The following is a 20,034-nucleotide window of genomic DNA, read 5'->3' on the forward strand; positions in this document are numbered from 1 at the left end:
ACCATTACGAACACGTTTATTCCTGAAACGGGTCACGGGCGGGATGCGTAGAAATAATACGGTTGGCCCGTATGTTTACAAATGACTTACCCTCTAGGTTGACTTTCTTCGTGTTCCAGCCAGCTAGTTCATATTTTTGTCCGTTAATCAGAATCTGACCTATAAAATCTGGGCTGTTGGGCTTGTTCTTGCGGGTATTTGGGTGTAAAACTCCGCTTAATTCTTTTAACTCTGCCATGTAAAAAATATAGTTAACTCCCTGATTATCTACATTATAAATATACGAAATATTCATTTAACCCTCAACCTTTTTGCCCCTTATATTAATCTGATTGGCCCACCCTTTTCCCCTTCATCCCGTGTTTATACGCATTCCTACTAGTGAAATCGTGGAGTGTTTAGTGTCGTGGAGACATGGATAAGAGGCTTATTATTGACTCCCTTCAACTAATAGCTGCTGTAATGTACCATTGGCTAGCCGCTGAAACGGGCAATAAGTATCACCATTCAATAGACAGATATTGGCTACTAACGAGTTACGGGGATTCTGCTGATCGTACGCCTGGTAAATAAGCATACCCAAATAGTCTAATCTAAATGTGGTCATTATTTGAATTAGATGGCCATAACTGCATAGGGCTAAACGAATGATTTCTTCCCGATTAGCCCTATGCTCATCTATCTGACGCAATTCACCCCGGTAAGCAGGATTATAGTTGCCTGTATTGCGAAGTATCTTTGATACAGGGGTCATTATAGGATAAAGTTCACGGACTGCGGCTCTTCGCCTGAACGATTCAGGTACTTTTGAACTCAACTAACGCATATCTATATACGTTTCATATTGAGATAAGAATTCAGTCGTAATCAGACCAAGTTTGGTGGTGAATTAGACTGCTTCTTAAGCTGGTAAGCAGCGCTGACCTCTGCGATTAACTGACCGGGATTAAATCGATCTTCTCCGGCAACAAGTGTATAATTGTACGTAAAGGTATCGGTCGACAATTGAAGTAGTAAGCCTTCGACCGTAAGGTTTACCTCAACCTGTAGCGTCTGGCCGGGAAAATCACTGATGGCTAAAGCATGTAAAGAGTCGATTAGTTGAGCACTGAAATGGTCGAAATCACCGGTTTCATCACTATATGCGCTGATTAACTGCGTATTGGTCAGGAGTTGTTCGTAAACCCTCATAACCGGCGTTTCTTCATTCCAATCAAAAATGAAAAGTATAGACCCATCTGTAAAGAAAAATTTCACAGGGTCAAAGTACTCTCCACTGTGGTCCAGTACGGTATTATCTACGTAGTACACTGGCTTCCCCCTTAAATAAGCAGTAATTTGTTCATTCGTCATGCCGGCAACCTGCTGGGCAAACTGAGTTGCCTGGCAGCAAGTATTTTCTTTGCCTGACACTGAACTGTTCAGTTGATTTGTCATCCCGTTTTAGCGTTAGATTCTAATTGAAGATAGCGTTTTTTTATCCGCCCCCCTACTATAACTATCTGTTATTTAATAGGTTAACAAATTCTATCTTCCCCTTTGTCGTTAACGTGACGTGTAGTGTTGTTTGCGAGTCAGGCAGATTGGTGCCTGTTTAAGAGCTATGCGGCCCCCTTAAGGATTTCATTCCACCGAAGTAATAATCCTTCAGCGTACAGCTTGGGATCAAGCCCAAAACTATCCAGGCTCCAGAAATCATTGCACTCGACGAGTAAGGTTCTACCTAGTGAATCCAGACCAAAATCAATACTGAACGCCAATGGTTGTTCGGTAAAATCGCGGATCGCCCGGTTAATAATCTCGCAGCTCGGGAAAAGGCATAAATTGCCTTTATAGTGCTTTAGACCCACCAATTTTCCTTCAATGACAAACCCCCGGTATTCAGACGTAAACGTCACCGGTATGGATGTCAAAGCTTCGGTGCTTAACGGGACTGTATTAATGATGTCTATCAAATCGGTAGGCTGTTCAATTATACGGGCTTCAAATAGTTTATGCAGCGTTGGTTTTATAAAATAGGGGTATTCCGTCTGGATCAACGCCTGCTCCAGTGTTGTCTGCTGGATTGCTCTTCCTGCATAGTAATGAAGTTGCTTAGGTAAGGTTATTGAACCAGGCATAGGTATACCCATTGCCGTAAGCCAATACCTTACATCATCGGCAAACCCGACTACCAGCATACTCTGATGCAGAGGTACCTAGTCAATAGTTTCGTAAAATTTTGTTGCTACGCCCATCTGTTTGAAGCCTAGTAGTGCGTCAACGCTTGGCTTGTCAATGGGAAATTGATCTAACGCCTGAATATAAACCGTTCTGGTCATGGGTTGAGTTAAGTGTAGTTGATACATAAAGTAGCTTGGAAACTACTTTATGTATCATTGTTATTCTGGAATCGTTTTAGGCTGCGTATGCCGCTAATGGTTCTGTCTCGGTAATAGAGTGGCCTGTTATAAAATTAACCGCTTTCTGAGCCTGACCAGCTGCACGTACGATCAGCGTCTTGTCATTTTTCAAAGCCCCTAACCAGCTTTGCAAATACGAAACAGCATTTGTAAGCAATCGGTTATCAGTAATGTCAATCCCACTACTGAGCGCCAGAAAACAAGCACCCATTTCAGCCGTTAATTCCTCCTTTGCATATTTTTCTCCCCCGAATCGATCCAAATGAACCAGTTCATCGCGGTTCAGCCGGTCACGGTGACCCGTAGAATGAACGAGTTCGTGAAATAAGGTCCAATAATAGGCTTCGGGGCAGTCGAAAGCTGGTAGAGTTGGCATGTTCACTCGATCATATAATGGACTGTAACAGGCCCGTTTGGGGTTATTATGCACAAGGACTGGCCCGTTTTTGTAACTGGCAAGAACGGCTTCACACTGGTCTATAACGAGCTCCTTCGCTGGTTCCTGAACTGGTAACAACGTTGGTAGCTCGATGGCGATGCCTTTAACGTCTGATACGTGGAAAACATAATAAGGCTTTAACAACGGTATACCGACAGTTTTGGCCTTCGTTTCCCCCTTCCGGTTCGTTGTTTCCTTTTCTTTTTCGATTACATTCCAATAAACGATAGGTATGCCTTTGGCCCCTTTGCGGATGCTACCCCCTAGTTGAGCTGCCTGCTTGAAGGTTAGAAAGTAAGGACGTTGCACCGAGCGGCAACCTAGAAGCACGCTGTTGATACCAGTATACGGTTGTTTGGTCAGGTAGTTACGGGCTACTTCGGCTTTCCCGTTTGGCAGTACCCCCCACCGCTTCCGCCATGGTAGTTTGCCTTTTTCAAGTTCGGCAATAATCTGATTCGTGATTACCTGATAAATGTCGGTTTTCGGTTGCTGGGGAAATTTGGTCGTCTTGTTCATTGTATTACCCGAAATTACAGGTCGGTGCCGCCCTCGTATCAACTATATAAAGATACGCAAAACGGCCCCCTTTTTAAAGTTAACTAACTGAAATACATGAAGTTAACTAAACACCTTTCCCCTTTTTCCCAGAATAAAATAAGTGTTGTAATCGTGTAGTGTAGTAGCCAAAACGCATCCATATAAGTCAGCCGGTGCGGGTCATCAACTCGAATGGCTGGCAATCTTGACGTCAGGATTGCCAGCCAACGTAGAAAGCAGTTTCCTGCTTATGAAGCAGAATTCATTGACGGATTAAGAAATCCTTCTCTTTCAACCCAGGCTCTTACCCAACCCAGTGCCTGGCTTCGTAGTGAATCATCAATTCTCGGGTAATCATGTAAGGCTTCGATGGTCAACCCTTCCAGATTAAACGGCTTGCTGGAGTCATTGCCAAATAAATCCACGATTACCGGCTTCAGCTCTTGCAGGATCTGGCTAATTACGGTTTCGTCCAGGGCCGGTAATGGTGGAAACATTTTATCCCACCGCTGAGGTGTAATACCGGACAGAATAAATTCCCGATCCTGTGGTGCCAGTGTTGGAAAAACATCCTGAATGACAACTCCACTACGCATACGTTCATAACTTTGCTGAAAGGATTCCAGCGTAATAGGCAATTCATGCCGGTAGGTTTTACCCTCCAGCAAACAAATACGTTCATACCATACACCTTGTTCGGTCGAGCCAAAAGCTTCGCCATTCTGAGTTGAAATCATAGCATACAGGACATCAAGAAGGTGATGATTATAGGATTGAGATAAACCTAATAAATAATTAGTCTCCGAACAGCAGACGTAACAAGACCACTGCTCAGCGTAATCGCTGCGAGTACATCCATCAGGGTCCGTGTAAATCTAGAGTAGTGACCTCGGCTTTGAATAAGATACATCAGCAATAAGCCCGTTAGAGCGATAGTAAGTAACGTTGCGGTAGTATTCATGCCGTTTAACTTCCGTGCCGGTCATAAGAGCACAATTTTTGCAGTAGTTATTGAAGCTGACTCAAATGCAGAACAAAGCCTAAACGTGTCAAAAATTTTTGACACCATCCAGTTCCTATAGTTTCTACTCAACTGGTGACGCCACGCTGTGAAAAGTCGTTTGAGTAAGACACAGGGTCAGTTAAGTGGTTTACGGGGCAAGGCGGTGGTGGGTTGAGTATCCTCCTGCCCTACCCCATATTTTAAGTCGGTTATAATTTGAACGATCTCGCCGACAAAAGCTAGTATAACCGCAAATACAATGATGTATCGATGCCAATTAGCCAGCGCAATCATTAGAATAGTAAGAATAATAGCTACCTTCCAACGTCTGCGCAGTAAAAAATAAAAAGGGGGAAAGATGACGGCTAACATGAGTCTCAATCCGTAAAATAGCCAACGAGAAGCAGGTATCTTTTTCATACGATTTAGGGTTAGTGAAGATAAAGAATTAAAGCAATCTATTCATTACTGGAACATTTGTACAAAGCAGAATAGCCATTCGTTTTCCCTTTTCCCGTTTCTGATTGATTACCCATTTCAACCGGTCGGGAAAATTCTATTTTAATGTAACCACCTGGCAAAAGCCGTTGCACTTCCTGTGCAGAGCAAAACGTCCACTGATCTGCTCTGCCAAATTGAACCCAGCTTTCAGACTCCCGCATCAGTGAAAACGCATTGGTTTGAATTCGGTGAATGGGTGCGTAAGCACCATACCGTAGCGCAACCGCCCGGCCTTTAGGTTTGTGTGCTGAGACTATTCCAAGATTGGATTAGCTTGCTGGCAAGTAAAACGGACTGGCACATCCTACCGCCCGGCTGGGAGTTAGACCCATGGGCCGATTCAGAGGCCAGTCCGGATTGCTTGCTAAGACTCGACTGGGTCGCCAGTGCGATAGAAATGCGGGTTTGTAGACCCATTAGAAAGGTATCGAGAAAACAGCAAGCTCTTTGTTCACTTTAAAAATAAGCTATTTCATGGAAACACATTATTACGTGGGCATTGATGTATCGAAGGCTACTCTCGATTGGGCTGTTTTTAATGGCAAAACGATTGTCTTACAGACTCAGGCACTTAACTCTGTGGTGGCCATCAAAGCGACAATCAAAGCGCTTAAAGCACTGCCTGGCTTTGATCTTCAACGATGCATATGTTGTCTCGAACACACTGGAATCTACAATGCTCTCATCCTTGAACAACTGCTTGCTCATCAACTACCAACTTGCGGGGCCGCCCGGCGGTTAGAAGGTAGTCTTCAAATCAAACAGGCAGGTGGATTACAGCGAGGGAAAAGTGATAGCATTGATGCTCAGCGTATCGCCGAATATGCGTATCGTTTTCGTGATCGCATGCGTCTGTGGCAACCACCCCGTTATGTGCTCCAAGAACTAGTCATACTCAGCGCTTTACGGCAGCGGTTGTTGTTGGTTCGGCAACAGGTACAAGTACCTGTTAATGAACAAGCCGCTTTTGTCTCACCTAAACTTCAGAAGCAACTGACTAGATATTGCCAAGCATCCTTGAAAGCTATCAATGCTGATCTGGAAAAAGTCAATCATCAAATGGATGAACTGATCCATCAAGACGAACAGCTATGTGAACTCTTCAAACTCATTACTTCTATTCCTGGAGTTGGACCAGCTGTTGCCACAGAAGTTATTCTGGCTACGGACGAATTTAAGAACTTCGCTGAGCCCAAAAAGCTAGCTTGTCATGCGGGGGTTGCTCCTTTTGAACATAGTTCTGGCACTAGTGTCCGAGGTCGAAGTCGTGTTAGCCAGCACGCTCGTAAACGTCTTAAGTTTTTGTTTCACCTGGCCGCTATGTCGGCTGTCCGCGTGAAAGGAGAGCTGCAAATCTATTATCAACCGGTCCGCCGGTGCGGCAAAGTAGCTGAAGGAAAAAACAAGATGTCCGTTTTAAATGCTATCCGGAACAAGATTATTCACCGAATTTGCGCCGTAGTTCGTCGTGGAGGAAAATATGACAATTCTTATCCCCTTTCCCTTGCATAGACCATAGAAATCGGCCCGGATGATTATCACTAAAAACCGATGTCTTGATAAGAATACCCTGACGTTTGGCTTGCCCGATGGCCCGTTTAAATTCAGCCGCTCGGCGGTCCGATAGATTATTCATGATCTTTGTCATCGTGATTTCGGCTTGGAAGGCAAGGTTTTATGGATGATGTAGCCATATCCATATTCAGCCTGAATTTTCTTGATTTCGTCCTTAACCTGACTGTTTCTAACCTTATTAGGCAGTTGCCAGCCGCTACAGTCGTCCGTTGCCAGAAAGAAACGGGAATGCGTTTTTCCTTTTAAAACCTGGAGTACTGTATCAGCCTGCCACATGCCTTTTTGCCGGTTAATTGTAGTCTAAAGATACGTCCAAAATAGGCCACTTTCAAACATAACCAACTGTAATACAATGATTTAATCCACCTCTTTCCCCTTTATCTCCCGCGCAAGCGGCTTAAACGCGAATAGGTGTAGTCCTGTGTATTGTCGTCAGGTTTGGTAGAAACGGCTCTCTAATCCTGAATCGAATCATGATCGGAATGGTGTAACCAGGCCAGTCATGATGAGTGGAAGGGTTTGAGAGTGGGCTATTATAAGGTCGAGTGGCGGTTGGCGACCGCAGGAAGCTGAACCGTGGCTCGGCCCGTGTAGTGAAGCAGACGCTTGAAATGGGACTATGATCCAGATAGAACATAGTCCCATTTGCCTATTCTGTACTGGCCCTTAATTCAGGTGATGGTACAGATGGCTTTCTGCTGAACGCTTTGTAAACCTGTTTGGCGAACCAGACTAACAACCGAAATCCGTACCAGAATCAGATATATGTTAATATCATCATTAGGTCCGTTGTAAAGGCGATTATATGCGCCAGGGGTGAAAGTATGTACTTTCCAATTTTTGTAAATACGTGCATTATCAGAACGTACACAGCAAGCATTGTCTCAATCATTGTATTGCGTTTATAGGTGAGAATCGGGTCAGGGTATATCCTGACCCGGTTAATTAGAAGAAATAGGTAGCGCCCAGACCCAGCCCAAACTGGTTATGGATGTTGGCAGAAATCAGCACATGATTGAGTTGATACCCAGCGGATACTCCTAAACCAAAGGTGGGCGTTTTATGCGTTACCGCTTCGTAGCCGGTCGGCGTCGATGCATAAGCCGGACTTGATACCATCGTCACGGACAGATAGCCGCCAATACTTACCTGACGGCTTGTAATCAAGCCACCACCCCCATAGAACAGTACGTCGTTAACAGGTGTAAAGCTGCTGGTTTTATTGGCGTATAAGCCAACTCCCGCAGTGAAGTAGGCCGCACGCTGTCGAACCATAGCACCGGCCAGTAAACTCCCGTTCAGATAATACGTAAGACCAACCCCAATAGTACCCGCTTTTTTTGCCGATCGAGTACTGTCGTCTTGTAACGCCTGGGTGATCAGATTTTTCAATGAAAGGTTGGGGCCTGTCGATTGAACCAGGGTAGACGTCGTAGAGGTGGTGCTGGCTTTGGGCGTACTGGATGCTGCGGTCGTCGAACTGGTTTTGGTGACGACGGGGGCGGTAGTGGACACCGCTTTCGGGCTCGATGCCGGTTTACCAGTAAGGGCGGTAACGGCTTTTGGCGTGATGGACGTGGGCTTGGGAGTTTGCCCAAACGAGGTTGACAGGGTGAGCATCAGCAGGGCAGATGCAAGGGTTGAGATGGTTTTCATTGGCTATTATTGTTTGTTTATCTACTTAAAAATAGCACACAAATAAACATATAACAATCTGAAAACCAGCACTATAACTACTACGATCCACCCCCCTTCCCCTTCTTCCCGGTGCGTTAAGCACCTCACTAATAGCTACTTCCTTTTAATAAAATAGTGTTGTGCCTGGAAAGTGTGAAGTGATTTGGCAGATTTGATCTGTTGATCGTAAGTATAAAAAAAGGCAGCACGAAGCTCGTGCTGCCTGATGTGATAATAGCCAATTCATTTTAGGACAATTGAGACAGGTAATCATTCAGGATTCCAAGTTTTAAAGCTTCCTGCAGCGTTAATGAAGCGAAGCCATTTTCGTCAGTGATTTGTTTATCCTGCCGCAATACTTGCCAATCTTCAACAACCTGTTCGTCTTGCAGAAGACGAGCACTTATTTTTATTACCAGATCTGCCGGCTGTGCATTCAGGAAAGCTTTACGTAGCCTCTCCAAATGATCATTCGTTTCTGATGACTTCTCTACTACCGTCGTTATTGTAGCTACTAAAGTCTCATCCAATTCTCCCCCGGAAAAGTCAACGATTTTCAACTCATTGACTTCTTCTGTTGGCTTCTCTGAGGGTAGCCAGGTAGCATCAGGCACCTTATTCTTCTCACGGGGTTGCCCCATAGCGGCCGCGGTTAAGCTGGCCTGATCGGTCAGAAACTCCTCGGCGGCTTCCTTCTCCCCGCGTGGTTTCCGCTCTTTGGGCGGTTTACTGTTACGTGGGACACCGGTTATGGCCTCAGCCTTCTCACTTATTTTTTTCGCTGTAATTGCCTTCCCGGTACGCTCCTCGTCCTTTTTAACCTCGTCCCAAACCCGCTTCCGTTGTTCTTTAGGTACATCAGCCAGTGCGCTGGCGTGCGATTCTTTTTTAGGCATGACAATGGCCACATTCGTGTCATCATCAGTGTTTTGCACCTCTGCCATTAACGCATTGACAACCTGTGCCGCTTCCATCAGTTGGTAGGCCCGTTGCCGGCCTATTTCGAAGCGTTCAGCCAGGTAAGCTTTTAAGGAAAGGTGAGTGCTCCTGTATAATTTTGCGTCTCGAATCTGGTACAGCGCGGTGCCGACGGTAAGATACGTATCTAACCCCTCCTGGATGATGGCCTCTAATTCCTGCCTGGTCGTCTGTTCGTGTTCCTCAAGCGGTGAAAGCTCCGGCACCGTATCCTCCAGCTCCGATCGAAGTAAAAGTACCTGCGTGCCCGGTTCTAACGTTTCGACCTCAGTCGTATCCTCTTCATGCAGGTTGGTGATGAAGTTGGCGAAATTTTTCTTTCTGTCTTTTTTGGCTTCCATGGTCGACTACCGTTTACAGAGGTTTGACAGCAGTACCTTCCTGCTGTAGTTGAGTGGCCTGAATCAATTCGTTGACTAATGCGCTGAAATCAGCGGCACCGTTCGACTTAGGCGCGTAATCGAATATACTCTTGTGAACAACGGTACATTCCATGAGTCCAACGAACTGGCGGATCGCCGTTTTAAAAACGGGCACATTCTGATTAGCCAGCGCTTCCTCGATCTGGCGGGCGAAGGTGGTCGTCAAATTAAATTTATTTTTGACAATACCAGCCAGTTTGATATCGAGCCGCATATTGCGCTTCAGCTTGGTTACATACTTCAGCATTTCATCCAGGCCGATATACGCAAAATTCTCACCCTGCATAGGCACCAGGTAGTAATCGGCCGCCGCCAGAGCGTTGGTTGTAAAAGCAGCCAGGCTAGGCGGACAGTCGATCAATACGTAATCGTAGTCTTTTCCCTCCAGATGAGAACGGAGCTCCAGCATGGCACCACTCGCGTTGAGGGCTGATTCATGAGAAACCATTGTCCGGGCGGCCGGTAATAAATCTAACTGCGGCCAGCTTTCGGCCTCATCCGTAGACTCTACCTTTCCCTTGAGGATAACTTCATCCCATTCCATCTCATCGATCAACAACTGACCCACGTGACGTTTGAGGTTTCTAAAACCCACCGCGCTCGTCAAGTTAGCCTGGGCATCCAGATCAACCATCAATACCTTATTCCCCAGTCGTTGTAGACCAGCTGCCAGGTTAAGCGTTATTGTTGTCTTTCCCGTGCCACCTTTGTTGTTGGCTACCGCAACCACAATTTGCTTTTTCATCTCTTAAACCGTTTGTACCTTAAAAGTAAAAATTCCCAACTGGATTGTCCTAATTGAATGCCCTAAGGTTATTTAAATCAATAAGGCCGAGCCTCTATTTTCGTAAATCTAATATCAAATAAAATATTTTGAAAAAAAGCATTTTTGGAGCCCTAAACGCGTGCACCGGTACGGATGCTCTTCTCAGAGTCCCCTACCAGTACCGGACTGGTCCTTATAGAACGTCTGACTCGTCGCCGGGGAGTACAGGCCAGTGTGTCCGAACAAATGTTTCAACTTCGGGCAGAACCAACGTGCGTATGTAATGCGCTGTCGCTTTGTCGGTTTTTGGAGAGGGTTTGGAGCCCCGTGCCGGCTGATTTTCTGCCGTCCACTTCAAATCGGCAAATTCCTGCTGGGTGAAGGCTACAGTAACTTTGTGGATAAGCCGCTGCTCAACGGGTTTCTCAGGGCGACCGGCGTTTTTTTTCTTCGAAGATTCTGTCATAACACAACGGATTAATCCATTCAAACTGTAGCCCGGAGTTTGGCAACTTGTCCACTTGCCGTTTCACCTTGGCCTGTAAGTGCGGATTCACTGCGCTGCTGAGTGCGGTTCTCAGCTGGAATAGGCGCCAGCGCCGTTCGATCGAAACTAAAACTGGCCCGTAACGTATCCGGGATTCTTACTTGCTGACGACTGCGGGTTAAGGCTACATATAGCATGTTTATCTCTTCGTGCAACGCCTGCAGATTGGCCGGATTCTGTTTATCCGCCAGTTTTTCGGACACTCCCTTCTTTTCAATAAAGTCATCGCATAACGTCACTCCGTCGTACTCCATCCCTTTGCATCGGTGAACGGTCGAAAAAATCTGGTCGGCCACGTGTCGCATGGAATCGTCGACATGGGCCTGCCGGATCTGCTCAATATATTCAGGTAAGGCGTCCTGGTACGTCTCAACAATTTCGAGCGCCAGGCGCATAGAGGCCTCGCCGGTCTGATCAACGTAATGCTTCAGTTCACCAACATGGCCCATGGTTTTAATTAATGGACTGCGGACCCGATCCAGTCTATCCTGATTCAGGTAATAGATATCCATAAGCGATCCGCCACTGTCCATGTAGGTGTAGGTTTCGAACCGCCCTTCGAAGTATAAGGATCCAATCTGCTCTTCAATACATAGCATGTCAATGGCCTTGGCCAGAACCGCTACGTTCGTACGGCCGATCGTCGCGTGTATGGGCGCAACTGGTGGCTGATGCTTTCCTACTCCTTTAATCGTAGTGAGCTGGCCCGTATCGAAACTGCTTTTCCAGCCCAGTACGTAGTTCGCCAGTTGAGCAACCTCGTCTCCAAAACGAAAACTCTGACTCAGGTACAGCGTTGGCGCATCGAACTTATCCAGCGAGTTTACAGCATGTCGAAACCCGTAGATTTGCTGGTGAGGATCGCCGACAATCAGTTTCGTTGCCGGTTGCTGCATAAACACTTCCAGCATCGTTTCCGAAGCATCCTGCCCCTCATCAAAGAGGATATAGTCGTAGGGCAAAGGAGGAGCTACAAACTGAAACTTCTTCAGGTAAAAGTCATGCGTACAAGGCAGTTTGTTAGTATCCATCTGCGTGTAGAGCTGCTGCGCATACCGGTAGATCTTTTCCTTGTTTTGCCGGGCAAACCGGCGACTTTTCGCATCAGCCGGGTCAATAATAACCAGGTAGTCCAGCTGCTCGACGGTTACTGCTTTTGAGTTGCAGAAGTAACTGAACAGCTTTTTGACGTGGCTGGCCATCATACAGCCAGCCAGCATAGTTCGTTGCGTGAAGCCAAGCTTAGCCGCAATGTCCTGAATCGAGTAGTCGCCCCCGGCGCTCAGCACATACCTCTGCCGGACGATCACATAGCTATAGGCCAATGAGTGAGCCGTATGTACTGTAACGTTTGTTAGACCACGCCGGGAGAAACGAGCTTGTGCTTCCAGGCGTACGGTACGGTTAAAAGCCAGGTAGAGGATTCGGGGTGAACGACCCGAACTCAGCACAGGCCTGGAGGCGGCGTACTCGATGAGGGTGGTAGTTTTGCCCGAGCCGGCAACCGCCACTAATTTAAAATCACCCGCCTGCCGGGTTGCTTCGAGCTGCTCATGGGTGATACTGGTAGCTTTCATGTCCGATGTTGCTTAATTACACATGTTGATGGCTCAAGGCAGCTACTTTCTGATGTTTTATGTACAGCAATTGCCCGAAAAACGCTTTTGCGTTCATCCCTGTTTGTGACTCTAATATGCGAATAATTTTCTCAAGTTAAAAATTAAAATTATATATAAGAAAACAGCTTCTTCCCCTTCATCTTTTTTATCCACCAAAAATTCATCTGGGTGGACTGGGTATGTTTGTAGCCTGATTTGAGTGGGACCGACTTGGTTTTTGTCAAGTCAAGCCGCTAAACAGGGCTTCTGACTGCTCCGTTTGATAAGTGTTTTGTCAGAGGTTTATAGTAACTAAAGCATTTGGATATCAATTTTAGGGCTGTTGTACATTCAACTGGAAAAATGCATCATGAAATCGTACCGACTTATTCTTTTCCTGACTCTGATTGCAGTTAACTTAAGTTGTAAAAAAGGGGGAGGGGAGGATCCCGTAACCTCGGAGACTGTATTAGTCAATTCATCCGATCCTAAAGTTTATTTGTCTGGTGAATTTCCGGCTGTTTACATTAAATGGGCAGGTAATCATGTACCAACCATTGAGGGCCAGGATTATGCATTCACGCCCGACCCCAAAGCAATTACGGGTAATTATAAACTCCTTATTGAGCCAAGCGGTACTGATTCGCTTAAATTATACATTGATGGGAGTGGTACCGGACCTACGTTTCAGAAGACGCCTTTAGGAAGTTTCTCATACGCCAATTTTTCGGGTAACAGCAACAATGCGGCTGGGTATATCTATGGCGTCTGGTACCTTCAGGACAAATTTTCGGCTCCTGGCAACGTACGTGTGATGGTTGAACGGTTGGCGTATCCAACGAAAACGGATTTTCGGTTTCGAATTAATATTGGTTACGTGTATGGAACGGCTTCACCCTACGCTGATCGATACATACCTTATATCAACGATGTTTCGGGAATTACGGTTAATGATATACGCCAGATTGGTCAATTCATTTTTGCCCGTGAATCTCCTGGCATACTGAAGTAGTGAAGTCTAGTGTCTAAGTAGCATTCGTGTAGTGATCCAGATCCATTCTGGACTTGCAACAAAGCACTGGACAAATCTCTAAGCAACATGTTGGCACTGCCCACTATAGTATTCAAAAGGGGAAAGATAACCCAGCGCTGAATGCCTTCGTTGCCGATTGTACCAAATCTCCACATATTCAAAGACTGCCTGCCTAGCTACTGATCTGCTTTGAAAAGTCTGCTGATAGACCATTTCTGATTTTAGCGTCTTGAAAAAGCTCTCCGCCACGGCATTGTCCCAGCAATTTCCTTTTCCACTCATGCTTTGTAAAACCGACGGGTGTTTTTTCAACAGCTTTGTGAAGGCATGACAGGCGTACTGAACACCTCGGTCGGAATGAAAATGAGTCTACCGTTAATAGGTCGGTTTTTAACGGCCATTTGCCAAGCTGGAATGGTCGTCTCGGCTGCCTTCATTGATGCACTCAACGACCAGCCAATAATCCGCCGATCATACAGATCCATAACAATCGTCAAGTACAGCCAGCCTTCGTCAGTGCGAATGTAGGTCAGATCAGACACCCAGGCTTACCCCGGTTTCACGGGGTTGAACTGACGATCTAGGTGATTTTCTGCTACTGGATAGTCATGTTTAGAATCAGTGGTTGTGACTACGTATTTCTTTTGAACGACACTTTTCAGGTTAGCCTGCTTCATCAGCCTGGCGACGCGGAGCCGAGATACGTTTACCCCCTGAGCCGCCAGATCTCGCGTGATTTTTGGACTGCCGTATCGCCCCTTACTACTTGTAAATGAGGTATTTATTAGCTTTAGTATCGTCGCATTCTCCTTCGCTCTTTTGGTCGGTCGTTGCCCTAACCAATAGTAATATCCACTGCGGCTTACATTCAGTATTTTACACATCGTCTCAACGGGGAAAACAGCCTGATGCGCTTTCATGAATTGAAAAATGTCCCGTCGTTCCTGGAGAAGATGCTGACCGCCTTTTTTAATATATCACGCTCTAATTCAGCTTGTTTCAATTCTTTTTTCAACCGCAGAATTTCCTGCTGCTCTTGGCTGACCCCAACTCGTCCACTGGTATTAGCTTTTTGGGTTGACAAGCGTTCTCGTCGCCATCTAGTTAGAATCTGTGGGGTAATACCGAGTTCTTCAGCGGTAGTTTTGAGTGAATCCTTGGCGAGGGAAAGTTCTACGGCCATCCGTTTGAACTCCTCGTCGTACTGTCTTCGGCTATTTTTCATCGCACACTAAGTTAGATCACACTTAACTTTATGTCCAGTCAAATGTAGCAGGTCTACCGTTCGACCCCACGCATCGTTGAATTACTTAACACCCCATCAGATGCATCAACGTAAGCGAAAACCCAAACTTCGCTGGTATCCTTATAAAAAGGTCCGTTACGGAAATGTACAATACGAGGCCGTGTTTCGGTGATTTTAATATCTGTCCAACTCAATCAGTAGCATACTCCCTCGGGTTGACTGTCAGCAAGCTACCTAATCTTTGTTTCTTACTAGCCCCCAAACCTAAAGGGCGGCCCGGCCTGAATGTGTTAGCTACCCCATGACACAACATCGGCCTATTGAAACCAGTTATTGCTGCTGATGCTGCCCATTATGAATGCTTGTTAGAGTAGAAGCCGGAGAAATCAAGTTATCGGGTCATTGTTGTCAAACAGGTATAGCAGACCATCCAATTTGGGCCGAAATGAGATACCGATTGGTATTTTATAATCGTTAATCCATAATATGTTTTTCTCGTACCTTGTGATCTTAGAAACATTGATAATGTAGGATTTATGAACCCGAAAAAATAAGCGAGAAGGTAAAATCTCGGTCAAGGTTGACAGACGTTCATTAACAACGTGTGCTTGCGTTCCCGTAAAAACCTTCGAGTATAATCCATACCCTTCAACGAAGTCCAGCATCTCATGGTCGAATCGCTGTATTTTCCTACCCATTTTTAAGAATGTATAACTAGAGTCAGTGATGCTGGTTGCAGTAACTTTTAAACTGAGTGCACGATATACAGCAATCGACAGTCGTTCAAAGGTAAACGGCTTCAACACGTAATCGACTGCTTCACCAATTTTATAGCTTTCAAGTGCGTAATCAGAGTAGGCACTGATAATAATAACCGGAGGTAGTTTTAAGCCTAATTTTAATAGATCTAAACCAGATCGACTTGGTAACTTAATGTCTAGTATGATTAGATCAATCACTTCTTGAGCTATTAGTCCTATAGCTTCTTCTAAAGAAGAAGAGATTCCTAATAAGCTCAGAAAAGGGAGTTTATCTAGCTGTTTTCTGATATGCATTACATCCGACTCTGTATCGTCGATGATAATGTATTTCCTAATTTTCATTATAATCTGTTTCGGATGACAAAAGAGTGTCACTTGTTAGTCTTAATATAATCAACAGCTCAATATTTAGGCATCAAACTGCTTCAAAGAAAATATTCCTGATTTGTTTTAGGAAAGAAAATATTGACTCAAAAACATACTTTAAGTGATAAAATGCACCATGGATTAAGTATATAAAGTGTACGTTTTGTATACTTAATCCATGACTGAAGTATAAATTAAGTACATTTTAGCGTATTTATAATAAAATATTTGAAAAGTGTATAGAGGAGTACTTTCGTCCTACTTGTAATAAACAAAGTTGATTAGAGCTACTTTAGCCCGTTTAAGCCTGTCATAAACACAATAGGGTGTTTTCAGAATCATCACTTGGCCGAACGAGAAAGGCGGATCAATCTGGTAAGAGAGAAATTCAGTAGTACCTCCAGACAGTTGACTGCTGCCGTCGAAAGTAGTCTCTATAACGGTTGAGTACGAAAAGTTATATTCCACACTCAAATCTAGAGCCCCGAAGCGGCTGATTCACCGGGTTTATGCCTGTGTCCAGCGCAGAGATAAATATAAAGGGTTTATTACCCTGTTGTTTGAATCATATAAATCGATCCGATCGAAGCCCGCGTTAATCGTCTCCTGTAATACAAGTGACCTGACCTGGCTCGGAGCTTTATACTACACATGATCAATTTACCGGCAGATAAGTGAGCAATTCGTTCCCACTGGTGATCTATTCTTCACAACGACAAATATGCAAAGATGAAGGCTGTGTTTAAGGTACCCGATCTTTTAGCACGTACAGCGTAGTAGCTGAACTGTGTTGATAATAATTATTTACTGACGAAAGAGTAGAAGGCCTTAAATCGTAAGTATGCCGTAATTAATACCTCACGAATTATCCAATCAATAGTTACGTTTGTTGATCAACGCAGTTGATTCACTACCACGCAATAGTATAATGAATTGACTATCTTATAACACCAAATAGGAGTTTCTGTATACGAATTGAATTTTTCTTTTATGAAAAACACCTCATTATAAGTCACTTGCAATGTGTTTGGCTATTAATTTGCTAGGGTATAAGTAAAGTCCATTCATGCGTTCGGTTCATCAGTGTCATGAGAATCAAGTGAGGATAGGATAGTTCATTGGTAAGTGATTGTACGCAGTTATTTTTAATCCGTATTGCTAGATTATGAACAAAAAAAAATATATCATCGTAGATGATACGCAGCATGAGGCCTTATATTTAAGAGAACAGATTTCTCAATTTTCGTTCCTACAGTTCGTTGGTACTTTTTCTACACTGGAAGCGGCAAAAGAGATCCTGTTAACAGAAACCATTGATTTGGTTATGCTTGATGTCAATCTATCTAATGAGTCGGGCTTGGACTTATTAAAGGAGGATATTTATCTGCCGCCTGTGATACTGACCAGCACCTATCCTGATTTTGCTGTAAAGAGCTATGAAATAGGAAAAGCATCTGATTATCTACTTAAACCAATTACTTCCGATCGTTTGTTTGTCGCGTTGAACCGGGCTCTCCTCAGCCGTATACGTACCCGCGAAAACGATACTACAGAAGCAGGATTTATTTTTTTGAGGATGGGCTGGAAAAATAAGCGGTTTAATTTAGCGGACATTGACTATGTTGAAGGGTTCGGACTCTATTCGAAGATTTTTTGTGATGGGCACATGTATGTTGTAAATGATCGATTAAATTCTTTGGAGAGTTTACTCCCATTTCGTCTGTTCCTGCGGGTTCATAAATCTTACATAATCAACCTATCAAAAATGACAAGCTTTGATCGAAGCAATTTGTGGATACACGATATCAAGATTCCCGTGGGCATTTCATTTCGTCACAAACTGGAAGGATTATTACGCTTATTTGCAACTGATGACCAAATTGAGAATCAATAAATAGTGGTTTTGACATTCCCCTAGCAAACTGACTCCCATACACGTTGTGTGGTTTGGTTATTTGAATGACCTGATTTGTTGCTCTTAGCGTTCTATTCAGGGGTAGTTAAACCATTTATGAATTATGCCGCATAAAAGCCATAAACAACCAGTTTTAGATAGTTATGAGGATTTAACTACTGCACGCTCGTAAGATAACATTGCTAATAAGAATGCTTTCAACGGACCAAGACCTAAGTCTTCATCAAGATTAAATTCGCCTTGAAAATTGATCTGTTGCTTGGCAACAGATGATGTGCAGGAAAGCATCTCCAAAAACTGGCGTAATCTTTGACGTTGGGCAACACTTAATCCTCCATATTTCCTGCGCTCCGGCGCCTTAGTTCCAATTTATAGTAAATAGCCTCGCTAATGCCCATTTTGCGATACACTTCGGCTATGGCCACTCTGATCGCAGATCGCTTGATAGAAAAGGCGGTAGTGACTTAATTGCGTTTATCGGCGAAGAAAAACTGATTGATAAATAGGCCAATTATCGTGTCATGAACCGCAATCGACTTTGAAAAGCAGATAGTTCGGCGAGTCAGGCGTTTCAGGCGTGTTCGAAGGGTCAGATGCTTCCGCTCAAGACTTTGCAATGACGCTTTACGAACTAAGCGTAAGTGTTGATCTAAGCAATCATAATAGGCCCGCACCGATTTCTATGGGTTAAGCAAGGGCTGACGAATAATTTTTGTCATATTTTTCGCCCCGACGAACTACCGCACAGACGCGGTGGATGAGCTTGTTGCGGACGGCGTTCAGCACCAGCATGGTGTGCTTGCCCTCCCCCAGTTTACGCACATAGTAGTCCTGAAGATCGCCTTTCACCTGGATAGCCGACATCGTGCCCATGTGGATCAACGCTTTTAGCCGTTTTCGGGCCTGATGACTCACCTTGGTCTTACCCCGTATACTCGTTCCTGAGCGGTACTCAAAGGGAGCCACCCCAGCATGACAAGCTAGCTTTTTAGGCTCGTTGATAGTTTGCATTTCGTTCGTAGCCACAAGCAATTCAGTCGCGATCACAGGCCCGATGCCTGGCACAGAAACCATCAGATCGAACAATTCTTTCAGTCGAGCGTCGGCTTCGATGAGCTCTTTGATGGCTACCTCAACCGCTTTTTGTTCTTCTTTGAGGACGATAAGTGATTTTTTGACAGTTCCTTTGAGCATTTTTTGAAGCGGCTTGCTGATAAACGTTTCCTGTTCGGCTACCGGAACGGCCAGCAGATTATACGCCTGATTGAGCCGCTGGCGGGTGGCACTGAGAAAGGCCAATTTCTGAATAACTTCACGTGGAGGCTGCCAAAGGCGTATTTGATCGCGGAAGCGATGCGCATATTGAGCAATGCGCTGGGCATCGACTTTATCCGTTTTACCTCGCTGCATTCCGCCCGCTTGCTTGATCTGTAAGGACGACTCTAACCAGACCGCTAGCTTCGATGCGTAAAGTGTTTCCAACAGATGAGCGGTGTAAATGCCCGTGTGCTCCATGCAAAAGACAGCTTTGGGAGACTCCCAGTTAGGCAACGCCTTCAACTCAGCCAGAACAGTCTTGATACCAGTCAAAGTGTTTGCACTGTGTGTACTGAACTGTAGGCCCTGCTGGGAGTAAACAGCCCAGTCCAGGGTGTCTTTGGCAATGTCGATACCGATGAAATAGCAAAAGTCCATACAGCTGTTTAGTTTTGGTGAGCAGTCAACAACTTGCTTTTACTCGAACCCTTCTGTGGGCCGCGAACCCTGGTTTCTATGGCTCGGGCCACCCCGCCGAGTCTAGGCAGGTAAAACAGAGTGGGGACCTGACCGCGACGGCGGACCGTTCGGAGCATAGGACTACGATTCCTCGGCGGCCCGTTAGCGTACCCCACTCTGGTTGACTGCTGGTAAGCTAGCTAATCTTGCTTTCTTACCAGCCCCCAAACCTAAAGGGCGGCCCGGCACCAGGAGTCCGTTATCCACCTGATTGCCTCAATTTTAGCCTCATCCAATAAATGTAGTAGGTGACGGAATGTTTGGTGAGTACGGCGGCCAAAAACAAAGGCAATGATCTCGCCTGTCACCGCATCCTCCACCCACCATAGCCAGCGAGGTTGTTTTTTGCTGCCCACATAGGCCCGCCCGGCCTTTAGGTTTGTGTGCTGAGACTATTCCAAGATTGGATTAGCTTGCTGGCAAGTAAAACGGACTGGCACATCCTACCGCCCGGCTGGGAGTTAGACCCATGGGCCGATTCAGAGGCCA

22 protein-coding genes are annotated in these 20,034 nt (G+C 45.2%); 3 read left to right on the plus strand and 19 right to left on the minus strand.

Annotated features, from left to right (window positions below; translation table 11 throughout):
• Positions 1–16: 16 nt before the first annotated feature.
• The 6 genes from ACYU87_RS25555 to ACYU87_RS25580 form a co-directional block, all read right to left on the minus strand.
• Entirely contained in the window at positions 17–295 is a 279-nt protein-coding gene (locus ACYU87_RS25555) for a hypothetical protein (protein ID WP_461136840.1), read from the minus strand.
• 572 nt (positions 296–867) lie between these two features.
• Entirely contained in the window at positions 868–1,437 is a 570-nt protein-coding gene (locus tag ACYU87_RS25560) for a hypothetical protein (protein ID WP_461136841.1), read from the minus strand.
• Between the two features lie 164 nt (positions 1,438–1,601).
• Positions 1,602–2,120 carry an ATP-grasp domain-containing protein gene (locus ACYU87_RS25565; protein WP_461136842.1) on the minus strand — a complete coding sequence of 173 codons (519 nt, stop codon included), beginning with the start codon at positions 2,118–2,120 and terminating at the stop codon, positions 1,602–1,604.
• Positions 2,121–2,397: 277 nt separating this feature from the next.
• Positions 2,398–3,360 (minus strand): ArdC family protein, encoded by a 963-nt coding sequence (locus tag ACYU87_RS25570; protein WP_461136843.1) that lies wholly within the window; start codon positions 3,358–3,360, stop codon positions 2,398–2,400.
• Between the two features lie 269 nt (positions 3,361–3,629).
• Complete coding sequence (locus ACYU87_RS25575; protein ID WP_461136844.1) at positions 3,630–4,118, minus strand: hypothetical protein; 489 nt, start codon at positions 4,116–4,118, stop codon at positions 3,630–3,632.
• A gap of 401 nt (positions 4,119–4,519) precedes the next feature.
• Complete coding sequence (locus ACYU87_RS25580; protein WP_461136845.1) at positions 4,520–4,804, minus strand: hypothetical protein; 285 nt, start codon at positions 4,802–4,804, stop codon at positions 4,520–4,522.
• A gap of 555 nt (positions 4,805–5,359) precedes the next feature.
• Between ACYU87_RS25580 and ACYU87_RS25585 the strand changes: the two genes are divergently transcribed.
• Positions 5,360–6,397 carry an IS110 family RNA-guided transposase gene (locus ACYU87_RS25585; RefSeq protein ID WP_461136846.1) on the plus strand — a complete coding sequence of 346 codons (1,038 nt, stop codon included), beginning with the start codon at positions 5,360–5,362 and terminating at the stop codon, positions 6,395–6,397.
• A gap of 1,008 nt (positions 6,398–7,405) precedes the next feature.
• On the opposite strand, the gene ACYU87_RS25590 is transcribed toward ACYU87_RS25585, so the two are convergent.
• From ACYU87_RS25590 to ACYU87_RS25610, 5 genes are all read right to left on the minus strand, one after another.
• The gene (locus tag ACYU87_RS25590; RefSeq protein ID WP_461136847.1) at positions 7,406–8,116 is read right to left on the minus strand and encodes a hypothetical protein; all 711 of its coding nucleotides are present in this window, start codon (positions 8,114–8,116) and stop codon (positions 7,406–7,408) included.
• Between the two features lie 269 nt (positions 8,117–8,385).
• Complete coding sequence (locus tag ACYU87_RS25595; RefSeq protein WP_461136848.1) at positions 8,386–9,456, minus strand: hypothetical protein; 1,071 nt, start codon at positions 9,454–9,456, stop codon at positions 8,386–8,388.
• A gap of 13 nt (positions 9,457–9,469) precedes the next feature.
• Complete coding sequence (locus tag ACYU87_RS25600) at positions 9,470–10,282, minus strand: ParA family protein (RefSeq protein WP_461136849.1); 813 nt, start codon at positions 10,280–10,282, stop codon at positions 9,470–9,472.
• 214 nt (positions 10,283–10,496) lie between these two features.
• Positions 10,497–10,769: a hypothetical protein gene (locus ACYU87_RS25605; RefSeq protein WP_461136850.1), complete on the minus strand. Its 273-nt coding sequence runs from the start codon at positions 10,767–10,769 to the stop codon at positions 10,497–10,499.
• A gap of 20 nt (positions 10,770–10,789) precedes the next feature.
• Positions 10,790–12,427 (minus strand): UvrD-helicase domain-containing protein, encoded by a 1,638-nt coding sequence (locus ACYU87_RS25610; protein WP_461136851.1) that lies wholly within the window; start codon positions 12,425–12,427, stop codon positions 10,790–10,792.
• Between the two features lie 391 nt (positions 12,428–12,818).
• Here ACYU87_RS25610 and ACYU87_RS25615 point away from each other — a divergent pair, with 391 nt between their 5' ends.
• Entirely contained in the window at positions 12,819–13,460 is a 642-nt protein-coding gene (locus ACYU87_RS25615) for a hypothetical protein (RefSeq protein WP_018622863.1), read from the plus strand.
• Between the two features lie 78 nt (positions 13,461–13,538).
• On the opposite strand, the gene ACYU87_RS25620 is transcribed toward ACYU87_RS25615, so the two are convergent.
• From ACYU87_RS25620 to ACYU87_RS25640, 5 genes are all read right to left on the minus strand, one after another.
• Positions 13,539–13,763 (minus strand): IS3 family transposase, encoded by a 225-nt coding sequence (locus ACYU87_RS25620; protein WP_461136882.1) that lies wholly within the window; start codon positions 13,761–13,763, stop codon positions 13,539–13,541.
• Between the two features lie 26 nt (positions 13,764–13,789).
• Positions 13,790–14,023 carry a DDE-type integrase/transposase/recombinase gene (locus ACYU87_RS25625; RefSeq protein ID WP_461136852.1) on the minus strand — a complete coding sequence of 78 codons (234 nt, stop codon included), beginning with the start codon at positions 14,021–14,023 and terminating at the stop codon, positions 13,790–13,792.
• 6 nt (positions 14,024–14,029) lie between these two features.
• Complete coding sequence (locus ACYU87_RS25630) at positions 14,030–14,401, minus strand: IS3 family transposase (protein ID WP_461136853.1); 372 nt, start codon at positions 14,399–14,401, stop codon at positions 14,030–14,032.
• Positions 14,398–14,706, minus strand: a complete 309-nt coding sequence (locus ACYU87_RS25635) for a transposase (protein WP_461136854.1) — start codon at positions 14,704–14,706, stop codon at positions 14,398–14,400. Before ACYU87_RS25635 ends, ACYU87_RS25630 begins: the two co-directional genes overlap by 4 nt.
• A 407-nt stretch (positions 14,707–15,113) precedes the next feature.
• Positions 15,114–15,830, minus strand: coding sequence for a LytR/AlgR family response regulator transcription factor (locus ACYU87_RS25640; RefSeq protein ID WP_461136855.1), 717 nt, complete (start codon positions 15,828–15,830; stop codon positions 15,114–15,116).
• A gap of 1,189 nt (positions 15,831–17,019) precedes the next feature.
• Here ACYU87_RS25640 and ACYU87_RS25645 point away from each other — a divergent pair.
• A complete protein-coding gene (locus tag ACYU87_RS25645) occupies positions 17,020–17,748 on the plus strand; it encodes a LytR/AlgR family response regulator transcription factor (protein ID WP_461136856.1) in 729 nt (242 codons plus the stop codon).
• A 485-nt stretch (positions 17,749–18,233) separates the two neighbouring features.
• Here the strand turns inward: ACYU87_RS25645 and ACYU87_RS25650 are convergent, their stop codons facing one another.
• From ACYU87_RS25650 to ACYU87_RS25660, 3 genes are all read right to left on the minus strand, one after another.
• A complete protein-coding gene (locus tag ACYU87_RS25650; protein ID WP_461136857.1) occupies positions 18,234–18,443 on the minus strand; it encodes an IS1 family transposase in 210 nt (69 codons plus the stop codon).
• Between the two features lie 13 nt (positions 18,444–18,456).
• The gene (locus ACYU87_RS25655) at positions 18,457–19,464 is read right to left on the minus strand and encodes an IS110 family RNA-guided transposase (protein WP_461136858.1); all 1,008 of its coding nucleotides are present in this window, start codon (positions 19,462–19,464) and stop codon (positions 18,457–18,459) included.
• Between the two features lie 251 nt (positions 19,465–19,715).
• A complete protein-coding gene (locus tag ACYU87_RS25660) occupies positions 19,716–19,901 on the minus strand; it encodes an IS1 family transposase (RefSeq protein ID WP_461136859.1) in 186 nt (61 codons plus the stop codon).
• Between the last annotated feature and the right edge of the window lie 133 nt (positions 19,902–20,034).

Source organism: Spirosoma lituiforme, assembly GCF_054776635.1.

What these genes read in the sequence shown, in the direction of transcription:
- ACYU87_RS25555 (WP_461136840.1), bottom strand. Translation starts at nt 295, where the DNA reads ATGAATATTTCGTATATTTATAATGTAGATAATCAGGGAGTTAACTAT.
- ACYU87_RS25560 (WP_461136841.1), bottom strand. Translation starts at nt 1,437, where the DNA reads ATGACAAATCAACTGAACAGTTCAGTGTCAGGCAAAGAAAATACTTGC.
- ACYU87_RS25565 (WP_461136842.1), bottom strand. Translation starts at nt 2,120, where the DNA reads ATGCCTGGTTCAATAACCTTACCTAAGCAACTTCATTACTATGCAGGA.
- ACYU87_RS25570 (WP_461136843.1), bottom strand. Translation starts at nt 3,360, where the DNA reads ATGAACAAGACGACCAAATTTCCCCAGCAACCGAAAACCGACATTTAT.
- ACYU87_RS25575 (WP_461136844.1), bottom strand. Translation starts at nt 4,118, where the DNA reads ATGATTTCAACTCAGAATGGCGAAGCTTTTGGCTCGACCGAACAAGGT.
- ACYU87_RS25580 (WP_461136845.1), bottom strand. Translation starts at nt 4,804, where the DNA reads ATGAAAAAGATACCTGCTTCTCGTTGGCTATTTTACGGATTGAGACTC.
- ACYU87_RS25585 (WP_461136846.1), top strand. Translation starts at nt 5,360, where the DNA reads ATGGAAACACATTATTACGTGGGCATTGATGTATCGAAGGCTACTCTC.
- ACYU87_RS25590 (WP_461136847.1), bottom strand. Translation starts at nt 8,116, where the DNA reads ATGAAAACCATCTCAACCCTTGCATCTGCCCTGCTGATGCTCACCCTG.
- ACYU87_RS25595 (WP_461136848.1), bottom strand. Translation starts at nt 9,456, where the DNA reads ATGGAAGCCAAAAAAGACAGAAAGAAAAATTTCGCCAACTTCATCACC.
- ACYU87_RS25600 (WP_461136849.1), bottom strand. Translation starts at nt 10,282, where the DNA reads ATGAAAAAGCAAATTGTGGTTGCGGTAGCCAACAACAAAGGTGGCACG.
- ACYU87_RS25605 (WP_461136850.1), bottom strand. Translation starts at nt 10,769, where the DNA reads ATGACAGAATCTTCGAAGAAAAAAAACGCCGGTCGCCCTGAGAAACCC.
- ACYU87_RS25610 (WP_461136851.1), bottom strand. Translation starts at nt 12,427, where the DNA reads ATGAAAGCTACCAGTATCACCCATGAGCAGCTCGAAGCAACCCGGCAG.
- ACYU87_RS25615 (WP_018622863.1), top strand. Translation starts at nt 12,819, where the DNA reads ATGAAATCGTACCGACTTATTCTTTTCCTGACTCTGATTGCAGTTAAC.
- ACYU87_RS25620 (WP_461136882.1), bottom strand. Translation starts at nt 13,763, where the DNA reads ATGAGTGGAAAAGGAAATTGCTGGGACAATGCCGTGGCGGAGAGCTTT.
- ACYU87_RS25630 (WP_461136853.1), bottom strand. Translation starts at nt 14,401, where the DNA reads ATGAAAGCGCATCAGGCTGTTTTCCCCGTTGAGACGATGTGTAAAATA.
- ACYU87_RS25635 (WP_461136854.1), bottom strand. Translation starts at nt 14,706, where the DNA reads ATGAAAAATAGCCGAAGACAGTACGACGAGGAGTTCAAACGGATGGCC.
- ACYU87_RS25640 (WP_461136855.1), bottom strand. Translation starts at nt 15,830, where the DNA reads ATGAAAATTAGGAAATACATTATCATCGACGATACAGAGTCGGATGTA.
- ACYU87_RS25645 (WP_461136856.1), top strand. Translation starts at nt 17,020, where the DNA reads ATGAACAAAAAAAAATATATCATCGTAGATGATACGCAGCATGAGGCC.
- ACYU87_RS25655 (WP_461136858.1), bottom strand. Translation starts at nt 19,464, where the DNA reads ATGGACTTTTGCTATTTCATCGGTATCGACATTGCCAAAGACACCCTG.